An 11,716-nucleotide genomic window follows, 5' to 3' on the forward strand; every position below is an offset into this window, starting at 1 on the left:
GGGGTGATATGGAACTAACGTATCAAATCATGCTATATGGAGGAATTATTGGTGCACTCATCACCCTTCCTATCGCAATTTGGTTATTTATCAAGCTTGATATCCGTCATGTAATAGAAGATTTAATAGGAGTTCGTTTTAGTAGAAAAAAACGAAAACTCGATAACGCAACCTTTCAAATTGGTGATGGAAAGGGCCATACCTCTAGTAGCATCCGCTTAAAAAAGCTTAATCATACAAGTGAAAGTAGTAAAGAAATGAAGATAGAGCCTCAACAACAGCAGCAACATGCCCACACACAAACGGAATTATTAGAGGATGCTGATCAAGAAACTGCTCTGTTGGAGGAAACGACTCTATTAAACGAAACAGCGTTATTAAATGAAACAGAACTAATGGATGAAGAGAAAGATCCATTTTTTGAGATGGATGAAAACATAGTCGTTGTCCATCAAGCATCCGAACATAAGGAGGGAAAAAGGTGAGAAGTAGCAAAAGAAAGAGTAATAGTAAGTGGTATCTTTTATTTTCCATTTTAACACTATCTGTCTTAACTGCATTTATCTTTACTTCTAGTGTCTTTTCTTCAAGTGAATTGAATATGAAAATTGTCTTTGGAAGTGAAACATGGGATTTAAGTGAAGAGAGTTCTTTTGATAAGGAATGGGTAACAAATAGGGACAGTATTTCTTTTAAGGTTGATTTAAGCTCCTATTATAGTAAGCTAGCTGATGGTGAGACGGGTGAACAACCGTTTGATGTACAGTCAAGTTACAAAAAAGAAGCCATAACTGTTCAAAAAGTAAAAGATGACTCAGGAGTATTTAACGGTATATACAATGTGTCTGTCGATACAAATGCCATGACAGATGGTGAAGTTGATTTTCAATTGAATATTAATGGGACAAACAATTGGGAGATCCCAGCAGATAAAAATCCTATTGAATTTTCTGTGAAAAAGGATACAACTGAACCAGTGATTAATTATTCTGGTATTGATGATCAAGCAGTATACCATGCTGAGTACCCTGAAATAACCGTAGAATTGGAAGATGATTTACAAAACAAATTTATTAAACTGAATGATAAAGATATTACTTCAACTTTCGAATGGAATAAAAACGTTGGGAAGCTGAAGTTTACAAAGGACGGTGCTTATCGACTTAAAATTACTGCAGTTGATAAAGCAGGTAATACTTCTACAGAAGACCTAATGTTTTATGTTCATAAGGAAGCTCCTGTTTGGAAAATAACTAGTTCTGGAAAAGAAGTCAATAATGGAGATTTTATTGGTACTAATACAGTTGATATTACTATTGAAAATGGAATAGATATCGAATCAGTTTCGATTATTCATAATAATAATAAACTAGAAGATACTATTGATATCAGTGGATCAACAGCTAAACTTGAAGCCTTTGAATTTAAGAAAGATGGAAGTCATCACCTGAAAGCAATAGTGAAGGATCAGCAAGGTAATGGAGAGCATGAAATTGAATTCAAACTTACTGTAGACCAAGAAGCACCTCACATAAATATGACAGTAGATAATGATAGTGATTTTATAAATAACCATGTTTACCAAGAAAACTTTGAATTATCATTTGATATCATAGAACCGAATCTCAATAGAGAAAAAAGTTCTATTAAATTAATAAAAGAAGTTCATTCTGGTAAACAAGAAGAAATTGATATTCTTTCAAACTATAATGGACAAGATATTCCTTCATATAACGTAAATGAAGATGGACATTATATAATTAAAGGAAAACTTGTTGACCAATCAGGAAACGTAACTAATGTAAATCAAGAATTTACATTATTTGAAGATAGTGACCTTATTTCTGTAAAAGATCAAAATAACAAGGATTTAAAAATATATAATTCAAATAATTTGACTTTGCATATTAATTATTGGAATTTTGACAGAATTGAGAATTCCTATACTGTGGAGAAATTAAATGAAGCAACAGGAAAAAAAGAACTCCTTTATAATAATGTCAATAATTTCGGATACCTATATTGGGTTATTCAGACTTTTGGAGATGAAGGGAAATATTTCTTGACAATTAAAGCTAACCCTTTATTTGGAAGTGATATAGTAAAGAATTATGAGTTTGTAGTTGACAAAACAGACCCAGATGCAGTATTAAATACACCAATTACTGATAAACAACATGTTTCACAAACATTTATTGAAAAACACGGTGGCTTTTCAAACTTGTTTGATATAAGAGTCGAAGATAAATATTTAGACAGCTCAAAAGTTCAAATAAAGTATACAGATTTAGAGGGAAATGAAGTAATATACAATGATGAGAAAGCTGGAAGTTGGAAGGAAAGCGACAATGGAAAAAGTTTTGATTTAAAGGAAGAACAATTAAAACTAGAAGGACAATATACTATAACTATTGAAGCCAAAGACAAATCTGGTAGAAATACTAAGAAAAGTGTTTCTTATGTATATGATAAAACAAAACCGATTATTGAAATGTCAGATGTAAAATCTTATATTACCAAAAACCATACCCAAGTAGTTACTGTTAAGGAACACAACTATGAGAACAATGATGTTGACATTTCAATATTGAAACATAATGAAGATGGTACTACAGAATCATGCTTCAAAGAGGCGGAATGCTCAGATAAAGAATTTATTGAATGGAAAAACGAAAAATATGAAACTAGTGCCGAATATACTTTTAATAAAGAAGGAAAGTATGAGGTTACTGTAATTGCGGAGGATGCAGCTGGTAATAAAACTGAGGAAGAAGTGACGTTCACTTTAGACAAAAACGCACCTGAAATAACTATTAGTGGCGTTGATAATAATGAACATTCGAATAAATCGGAATTAGTGGAAGTTAAAGTAGAAGATAACAATTTGAATAAAGAGGCTATTAGATTATCTGTAAATAAGTGGAATGACAATAAGAGAAACTTTGAGAAAATAGATATTGATACTACTTTCGTATTTGGGAAGAAATCTGCTAAATGGGAATATGAATTCGGTTTAGAAGGAACTTTTGAAATATTACTATCTTCAGTTGATAAAGCAGGTAGTATGTCTGAACAACGAATTGAATTTACAATAGATAAAAGTGCTCCACAGGTTGCAGTAAAGAATTTAAATAAAAAATACTATGATGGTGATCATACTATTACTTTCCAAGTGGATGAAATAAATTATCTTGAGAATAACGTGTCGTTTACTGTAAAACGAAATGAAAAGGATATTACTCATAGCGAAATTGAAAAACAAAATAAAGATTGGAAAAATGAAAAAAAAGTCTCAACTTTGACTCATACTTTCAAAAAGAACGGTAAATACGATATTGCTTTACATGCTACTGATAAAGCAGGTAATGTCTCTCAAATTATTAATCAAAGTTTTATTATTGACAAGGAAAAACCTGAAATAAATATTGTCGGTGTGAAAGACGGGGAGTTTCCTGACGAGTCTAGAAAGGTTTCATTATCGATTGAAGATGTAAATTTAAAAGACTATAAAATAATGTTGGATGATATCAAGCTTAAACCTGAAGATGTTGTCCAAGAAGGAAATAAGATTATATATAATCATACTTATACTGACGATGGTGATTATGAGATTTACATTAGTGCAATTGACCACTCAGGGAATCGCTCAGAAGAGAAAGTTAATTTTACGATTGATAAGATAGAACCTAAAATTAGTGTTGGGTATAAATTAAAGGATAAGTACGTAACTTGGGATAAGATAGAAAGTATGATTGATGATGATGAAGAATATATTTCTGATCTTATACCAGTAGAAGTAACAGAGAGAAATATAAAAAAGAAAACAGTAACTGTTACCGTTATCGATGATAATGGGGACAAAAAGACTTATCCTGATGAAAAAGCAGGCAATAAGGAACCCGGTAAATGGGAAGAAATGGCTAGCGGTCAATATAATTATAAGTTGTATAAAGACATTTTTTCAGAAAATGGAGATTATACAATCACAGTTGAAGTAGATGATAAAGCACTTCATTCAGGAAAAAAAAGCATCTCATTCACAGTAGATAATGATAAACCTATAATCGAACTATCTAAATTGGATGATTATAGCAATAAGAAGAGCCAAACAGAAGTAGTAGCGATTAAAGAACATAATTTCTCTGCTAGAGATGTGGAAGTCAATATTCTACGTGAAAATGCCCAAGGTAATTTTGTTAAATATCGAGATGCATCTAAAAATTGGGGAAAAACGGAATTAAATGAAAGGAAACAAGCTTACCGCTTCTCGGAAGATGGAACATACAAAGTAGAAGTAACTGCAATCGATAAAGCTGGTAATGAAGCAGATAAACAAGTCGATATCTTTACAATTGATACGATGAATCCTAAAATTTCCATTTCTGGTGTTACAGATAAGCAACATTATCGCACTAGCAAAAAAGCAAAAGTAGATGTTGATGATGCCAATGTTAGTCAAAAAAAGACAGAGCTAAAAGTCTATAAATTAAATTATTCAACCGGAAAAATGGAAGCATATAACACTGGAAAAGCACCGATCTTCTCAAGACGTACGATGGATTGGGAGTATAACTTTACTAGCGAAGGCACGTATCGAGTTCAGATTAAGTCAACCGATATGGCGGGGAACAAAGGGGAAACTCAAACTGTTGATTTCACGGTGGATAAGACTGCACCAGCCCTTGCAATTAATAATGTGAAGGATGGCCAATATTACAACAATGGAAGAAGCGCTGAATTTACAATTGAAGAAACTAATTTTGCAAGAAATACTGTTCAGTTCCAAGTAACGAAGGATGGACAAGATATCACTAATGCAGTCGAAGGAAATAGAGGAGCATCATGGCGAACTAGTAATTTCTTATCGAAGTTGCGTTATAGCTTCAGCCAAGATGGTGCCTATCATGTGAGAATGAATGCAACAGATGATGCTGGTAATAAAGCAAGAACCGCACAAAAAGGTTTTGTTATTGATACGAAAAAACCAGTGATTGATATTACAGGGGTAGAGGATGGCGAATATTACAATACAGATGTACCAGTAGGTGTAACGATAAAAGATGTGAACTTTGACTTGAACACAATTCGTGTAACAAGAAATGGACAAAACTATCCGGTAGGTGGTTTTGCGATTACAAATAATCGTTACCAAAATTCCATCGCTAGCTTTGCACATCGTTTCACTCAAGAAGGAGATTACGAGATTTTTGTGGAATCAGTAGATAAAGCAAATAATGGCGATACGGCAACACTCTCCTTTACTATTGATAAAACAAAACCAGTCATCACACCAATGATGGGTGGAGACAATAAGGAATTGGTCGATGGATCTTATATAAATCATGTGTTCCAGCCTATTTTCCAACTGGATAACGAGGAAGATAAGATTGTATCTGTTCGTTTGAATAATGGAGGTAATATTGCTGGTAATGTGCCACTAGCTTCTAAAGAAATGAAATACGGTTATGAAGTGATCGCACAGGATAAAGCCGGAAATGAAACAACATTAAATGTAGGCTTTACTCTTGATACGACGAAGCCTAAATTAAGTATTACAGGTATTATTGAAGGCTTTTTCAATAAAGATATTAGACCACAGGTTGAATACTCAGATAAGCATTTAGATGAGAAGAGAACTTCTATCACATTAAACGGTGCAGCCTTTAAAAATGGTTTACAGCTAACGGAAGAAAGAGATTATGTGCTAAAAGCATTGATCACCGATTTAGCGGATAATGTTTCCGAAAGAACGATCGTATTTACGATCGATAAGACAGCACCAAAGATCGTTTTTAATGAAGAAATTTCTGGTAAATATCTAAATGATGTCGTCATTCCTGAGTTGCTGATTGATGATATGACTGCATATGATATTATTGCTCTTACTCTAAACGGAGAGCCTTATGAATTAGGTGATCCAATTGAATCCGAAGGAAAACATGTTCTCTACTTCGAGGTAAGAGATCAAGCTGGTAATATTCAGCAATTAACAATTGAATTTATCATTGATCAAACAGAGCCTGAGGTCATATTTGATGGAGCTGAAGAAAACAAAGAATATGTAGAAGCAGTTGATTTATCTATTCAATTAGATAATCCACAAGATAAAATAAAATCCATTACCGTAAATGGTGAAGCATATGATGGAGATGTTAGTGAACAAGATGGTAACGAAGTCGTCCAATACCATTTCTCAGAAATTAATAAATATAATGTAGAAGTTACTGCATACGACGAAGCAGGTAATGAAGTAACGCGAAGCTTACCTTTTGAAATAACAGAAAAAAGTGTATTAACAAAATTCTATGAAAATAAACCACTATTTTCTGTTAGTATCGCAGGAGTCGCTGCATTATTATTAGCAATTCTATTTGCTCTGGTTCGATCTAGAAAAGGAAAAAAAGCAGCAGAGGAATAACGAGAAAAAGATTGTAGAGTATTGATGCTCTACAATCTTTTGTTTTTGTATAATTAGAAAATATCTAGGCCAAGTTGCTCAAGTCGAGCGAGATAACCAAGATAAACGGTTATATCTTGGTAATGTTGTTCAATCCGAGCGAGATCACCAAGATAAAAGAAAATATCTTGGCCATGTTGCACAAGCCAAGTAAGATAACCAAGATAAAAAAATATATCTTGGCAAAGTTGTTTAATCCGCGCGAGATAACCAAGATAAAGGTATATATCTTGAAAAAGACTCACTATTCTAGCAACATACAAAACACGCATTACTTTAAAAATTACTAGTTACCATCTCTTCACAAGTAATTCCCGTATTGCCTGACTAATTTTTTCTATGCCAATTGGGATATCTTTGTCTTTAACCTGTGATACACTTAGTCGAATACGGTTTTCTTGACGATATTTTGGGAGATACATAGTTGTGGCATCTTGGACGAGTACATGTTTATGAAAAAGGTGGTCAACAAGTTGTTTGCCTTTTATACGTTTTGGTAGCTCAATTGTTGAATAAAAACCTGAATCTCCGCTAGTAAAGCTTGTCTCATTAGGAAGGTATTTTTCATAAGCATCTCTTAGGAGGGTGCCTTTACGTTTATATTGTTGTCTGAGTTTTTCAATGTGTGCTTGGTACATCCCACTTTGTAAATATATTTCTAGCGCACCTTGAGTAATGACAGGGGTATGTACATCTGCTGCAAATTTAGCATTGGCAAAGCTATCGAGTAGTGCCTCGGATAACACAGCAACACCGAGTCTTAATCCAGGCAATAGCACTTTGGAAAAGCTTTTTGTATAAATAACTCTCCCAGACGGATCATAGGCATACATCGGATCAGCTTTTCTTGATGTGTCAAGATCTCCCATATAATCGTCCTCGATAATGTAGACATCATATTTTTGTGCTAGCTCCACGATTTTTCTCTTTTCATGATTAGTGTAAGAATATCCGGTAGGATTTTGGAATCTCGACACGGTGTAGAATAACTTGATTTCCTTCTCATGGAAAATCCTCTCTAAATGATTCAAATCAATTCCATTATTCGTCATTTCAATCCCATTGACTTGAAGATTACGATTGGTGAGAGATTGGATAAAGCTGGGATGAGTGGGTTGCTCTGTACAAATCTCTTCTTTCCCATTTGGAAAAGGAAAAGAAAGCAGAAGATCTAATGCTTGCTGAGAGCCAGATACGACACAAATACGTTCCGGTGGTGCAAAAACCTGAGCATACTGTAGTTGTTTGGAAAGCTGTTTACGCAAGGAAGCAAGTCCTAGTGGTTCTGAATAATGAAACATCTCCTCTTTATACCGTTCAATTGCCTGGTTCATGCAATGTTGAAAATCTCGATAAGGCATTTGACTCGGGTCAGGACCGGCAGCAGAAAAGTCTATTCTTTCAGAGAAGAAGGAATTTTTGGATTGCTGGCTACCCACCATAAAATAACCACTTTTCGGTACGGAATAGATTTTGTGCATCTTTTCCAACTCATCATAGGCCTTTATAACGGTATTCACGCTGCATTGTAGCTCCTTGGATAATTGACGGATGGAAGGTAGACGATCTCCAGGCTTGAGCAGTCCTTCTTCCATTCTTTTCTCGATTTCATGAATCGTCTCTTTATATTTCCTTTCCACTTCTTTATCCTCCTCGATTGTAAGGGTACAGATGAAAAAAATATGGCTTTCTAATCTCATATGTGATGATTATAGTATAAGTTAGCAACAATGCTTTTTCTATCATTAAATTAATTTTTAAAGGAGGAATAACATGAGAAAGTTTCGTATTGGATTTATAGTCTTACTCGCACTTCTGCTTGTATTCACGATGGGGCAAACGGGAGCAGAGGCAAAAGAGCACAAAGAGAAGGAACTGCATGATGTTGAGAAGCTACTAAAGGGAAAAGATGGGACTATCATTTTGAGAAATCTAAAGGGTAAAACCTTCGTCTACAATCAAGAGAGAAGCAAAGAAAGATTCACACCAGAATCAACCTTTAAAGTACCGAACGCCTTAATTGGACTTCAAACTTCAACCATCCGAGATGAATATGAGGTAAAGCGCTGGGATGGAACTATTAGAGAATTTGAGAATTGGAATCGCGATCATACCCTTGCTTCAGGGATGAAACATTCTGTTATCTGGTATTATCAAGATATGGCTCGCGATATCGGTAAAAAACAAATGCAACATTATATGAACCTCTTAGACTACGGAAATCAAGATATCTCTGGAGGAATCGATACATTTTGGCTGGACAGTAGTTTGGAGATTACGGCAAGAGAGCAAATAGATTTTATCCATAAATTAGTTAAGGAACAGCTTCCCTTTGCAGAAAAATATCAAAAGACGGTTAAACGAATGATGATAGAGGATGAGCAAGATGAGTATACCCTTTACGGCAAAACAGGAACAAGGCTTTCCGATTTAGGTTTAGGCTGGTATATTGGATTTATTACAACAACTAAGGAGAAATGGGTGTTTGCCACAAATATTGATGGAACTGGATCAGAGGCTAAGAATGTTATTTTAGCTGTTCTGAAACAGAAGGACATCATTCGAGAATAAAAATTTTTGAGAAGGAAGATGAAGTTGAAGAGATATATACTAAGTCTTGTCTTATTTGTCATGATAGGAGCTTTTACAATTTTAAAAGCAATGGGAGTCTATGTATTTTTAGGATATGTAATGGGAGTTACGATCTTACATATCGGAATCTATAAAAAGAAAATCCTACTGGTTTTATTAGGGATGATCATCGCAGTCCTATCCTATCTCGTTCCCAATTTTCTTGGTGCCTTATTTAGATTTACGGTATAAAAAAAACTAGAGTGGTTAAGAAAAGGCACAGTTTTGAAAAGGAGAGATTGTGCCTCTTCTTTGGTTACTTTGAGTTAATTGGCATAACAAGACGTGTCATAAATTTGCGCCCTGCCTCAATCGGTCCATGCTTATAAAATTTGAGCCAAAGAATAACAAATAATACTTGAACAACACTCACTAGGCATAAAATGAGTAGTATTATGAATGAGTCTTCTAAAGGAGCTACGCCTAAGCCCCATCCATAAAAAATAATCGAACAGAGAATGTTCTGCATTACATAACAGCTTAGCGAAGCTTTTCCAACCTTTTCGAGAATTCCCCATACATGTAGCGATTCCTTTTTTTCTACCATAAATGCGATAAGACCCATATACCCAATGGAAAGGATCGGTGCAAATAAATAGCGAACAGGAAAATCAAATAATCCTCCAGGTACAAAAAGCAACAAGTTTAAAGGTAAACCGACACATAAGCCAATCTGGAGCATTTTCCTGCGGATATATCTACCTTTTGCATCATTGGCGAAAGCTCCTTTCCTCATGAGAAGAACCCCAGTTAAAAACAAAAACACATTTAATGGAATAGTAAATATTGCCTCCCCTCTCAAAGAGAGAAAGTTCGATAATCTGTATTGAATCTGATCTAGCCATGATTTGTTTTCATATAGATAGGTAGTCTCCTGCATATCCCCTAAGAAATTTCCTGATATTTGTTGAGTAAGCCCTGCTAAAAAGAGGAGTAAAATGAACAGTAAATGAATAACTCCGATAAGGATCAAGGATCTCTTGATGTATTTCATACCGGCTTTAACAATGAATGCGACAATTATTGCTGCAATGGCATAGGCCATCAAAATATCGTATTCCATCACAAATGTAAAATGAAGAAAGCCTTCGATTAACAAGAATAAAGAGGTCCATAAATATACACCTGGCCACGGACGACCCTTTCGTAATGACTGCTGATACTTTAACTCTAGACCAATGCCAAACATGATGGCCAATAATCCCAGAAGCTTCCCATTGACGAGAGAAAGTGACAAGATACGAATAAAGTGATCGATAGAACTCCACCATTCATAATGATCAAATGTAAATATATAGCTTATATCGCCTAAATAGGCAAAAATCCAAATATTTGTCCCCAACGTACCTAATATGGCAATACCTCGAAAAATATCTAATAAACGAATGCGCTTTTGGTGATGATAACTCATCCTACTTGCTCCTCTCTAATCATGCCTTTATCCTTTCTGTTTCATCTGTGTATGGAAAAATTCTTTTATTTCTGGATGATCCTTATACAATGTCAAGCTATACAGTATGGAAGAGGCAGCAATAGTAGACCAAATCAGCCAATCTCCTGACTGGGATACCAAATAAATTATATCGTTTCTAAGCCGCTCTCCTCCCGATTGAATTGAGCTCATGAACTCAGTAAAGTGAAAGGCAAATAATATAATTATTCTTCCAATAAGCATGACAATCCAAGCAAGAATATACTGGATGCCTCCAACAGTACTTATTTTGTCATGATGGTAAACAACTTTAGTTTTCTTTGCCTGATAGTTTCCAATAATGGCCGCCCATGTAAGCAGACAAATTAATTCTGCTATTATTTCAACATTTAATGTATTGGGTAAACTGGAGTAGGTTTTATACAGTCCTAATATTGGCAAGCCAATAAAATCAAAACGATTGACTTCCTTTGGAATAAACTGACGGAAGATTAGGATACCAATAAGCAATGGGATGATAAGAGAAAATTTATCCATTTGCATTATTCTCCATTTTTTCTTGTAAATAATGCTCAATCAATTGATCAATTTTTTCATTTGTATATTGTTTAGGGGCCTGAACGGCATGAATGACAAGACCATCTATAAAAGCGTAGAGAAATTCAAGTTCCAAGTCTTGATTATGCTGATGATCAAGGTATCCTAGCTCTGTCATAAGTTCTAAAATGACCGTTATTAATTTTCGAGAATAGCGGTCCATTTTTTCCTTTAATTCAAGAAGTTTAGGATCGTTAAAGGAATTACCTAAAAAGGCAATCCATACTCTTGCTTCCATCATTTCCTCATGACTGGTCGGTATAAGAAATTTCATTAATCTCCTTAGCTTATCTTCTTTTGTTCCAGCAAAGGCATTTGAACGGTCCATTGCACGTTGTTCCATTCGATCTAATACTAATCTCATCGCATAATGAATTAGCTGAGCTTTGGATGAAAAATTATGCTGAATAAGTCCAACCGACATGTTTGCTTCAGCTGCAATATTCTGAATCGAAGCTTTATCTATCCCTTTTTTCAATATTACTTGCCAAGTAGCTTGTGCAATCTGATTTCTTCTCTCAACTATATCCACTTTTTTAGGCATAAGAAAACCTCCTTTTTACAATATGATTATATTATAAAAATTATTCTTTTACAAT

9 protein-coding genes are annotated in these 11,716 nt (G+C 34.5%); 4 read left to right on the forward strand and 5 right to left on the reverse strand.

The features are described 5' to 3' along the window. The first annotated feature begins 8 nt into the window (after positions 1-8). Both ACZ5R4_RS19530 and ACZ5R4_RS19535 read left to right on the forward strand, forming a co-directional pair. On the forward strand, positions 9-485 hold the full coding sequence (locus ACZ5R4_RS19530) for a hypothetical protein (protein WP_054859778.1): 477 nt from the start codon (positions 9-11) through the stop codon (positions 483-485). Beyond that, positions 482-6,418, forward strand: a complete 5,937-nt coding sequence (locus ACZ5R4_RS19535) for an Ig-like domain-containing protein (protein WP_464367855.1) — start codon at positions 482-484, stop codon at positions 6,416-6,418. Before ACZ5R4_RS19530 ends, ACZ5R4_RS19535 begins: the two co-directional genes overlap by 4 nt. 53 nt (positions 6,419-6,471) lie before the next feature. Here ACZ5R4_RS19535 and ACZ5R4_RS19540 read toward each other — a convergent pair whose 3' ends face one another. Together ACZ5R4_RS19540 and ACZ5R4_RS19545 are read right to left on the reverse strand one after the other, a co-directional pair. Continuing rightward, entirely contained in the window at positions 6,472-6,729 is a 258-nt protein-coding gene (locus ACZ5R4_RS19540; RefSeq protein WP_054859780.1) for a hypothetical protein, read from the reverse strand. A gap of 18 nt (positions 6,730-6,747) precedes the next feature. Next, a complete protein-coding gene (locus ACZ5R4_RS19545; protein ID WP_347834533.1) occupies positions 6,748-8,097 on the reverse strand; it encodes an aminotransferase-like domain-containing protein in 1,350 nt (449 codons plus the stop codon). Positions 8,098-8,230: 133 nt separating this feature from the next. Between ACZ5R4_RS19545 and blaOXA the strand changes: the two genes are divergently transcribed. Both blaOXA and ACZ5R4_RS19555 read left to right on the forward strand, forming a co-directional pair. Continuing rightward, a complete protein-coding gene (gene blaOXA, locus ACZ5R4_RS19550; RefSeq protein WP_464367856.1) occupies positions 8,231-9,028 on the forward strand; it encodes a class D beta-lactamase in 798 nt (265 codons plus the stop codon). A gap of 24 nt (positions 9,029-9,052) precedes the next feature. Beyond that, positions 9,053-9,280, forward strand: a complete 228-nt coding sequence (locus tag ACZ5R4_RS19555; protein WP_054859782.1) for a hypothetical protein — start codon at positions 9,053-9,055, stop codon at positions 9,278-9,280. 64 nt (positions 9,281-9,344) lie between these two features. On the opposite strand, the gene ACZ5R4_RS19560 is transcribed toward ACZ5R4_RS19555, so the two are convergent. The 3 genes from ACZ5R4_RS19560 to ACZ5R4_RS19570 are packed head-to-tail and all read right to left on the reverse strand — an operon-like array spanning position 9,345 to position 11,661. Beyond that, a complete protein-coding gene (locus ACZ5R4_RS19560) occupies positions 9,345-10,499 on the reverse strand; it encodes a DUF418 domain-containing protein (RefSeq protein WP_464367857.1) in 1,155 nt (384 codons plus the stop codon). Positions 10,500-10,526: 27 nt separating this feature from the next. Continuing rightward, entirely contained in the window at positions 10,527-11,057 is a 531-nt protein-coding gene (locus ACZ5R4_RS19565) for a hypothetical protein (protein ID WP_054859783.1), read from the reverse strand. Then, positions 11,050-11,661: a TetR family transcriptional regulator C-terminal domain-containing protein gene (locus ACZ5R4_RS19570; RefSeq protein WP_054859784.1), complete on the reverse strand. Its 612-nt coding sequence runs from the start codon at positions 11,659-11,661 to the stop codon at positions 11,050-11,052. Before ACZ5R4_RS19570 ends, ACZ5R4_RS19565 begins: the two co-directional genes overlap by 8 nt. Positions 11,662-11,716: the final 55 nt, after the last annotated feature.

Source organism: Gracilibacillus sp. JCM 18860, from assembly GCF_055395245.1.

Coding starts and splice junctions, on each gene's coding strand:
- ACZ5R4_RS19560 (WP_464367857.1), bottom strand. CDS start 10,499: ATGAGTTATCATCACCAAAAGCGCATTCGTTTATTAGATATTTTTCGA.
- blaOXA (WP_464367856.1), top strand. CDS start 8,231: ATGAGAAAGTTTCGTATTGGATTTATAGTCTTACTCGCACTTCTGCTT.
- ACZ5R4_RS19570 (WP_054859784.1), bottom strand. CDS start 11,661: ATGCCTAAAAAAGTGGATATAGTTGAGAGAAGAAATCAGATTGCACAA.
- ACZ5R4_RS19530 (WP_054859778.1), top strand. CDS start 9: ATGGAACTAACGTATCAAATCATGCTATATGGAGGAATTATTGGTGCA.
- ACZ5R4_RS19540 (WP_054859780.1), bottom strand. CDS start 6,729: ATGCGTGTTTTGTATGTTGCTAGAATAGTGAGTCTTTTTCAAGATATA.
- ACZ5R4_RS19565 (WP_054859783.1), bottom strand. CDS start 11,057: ATGGATAAATTTTCTCTTATCATCCCATTGCTTATTGGTATCCTAATC.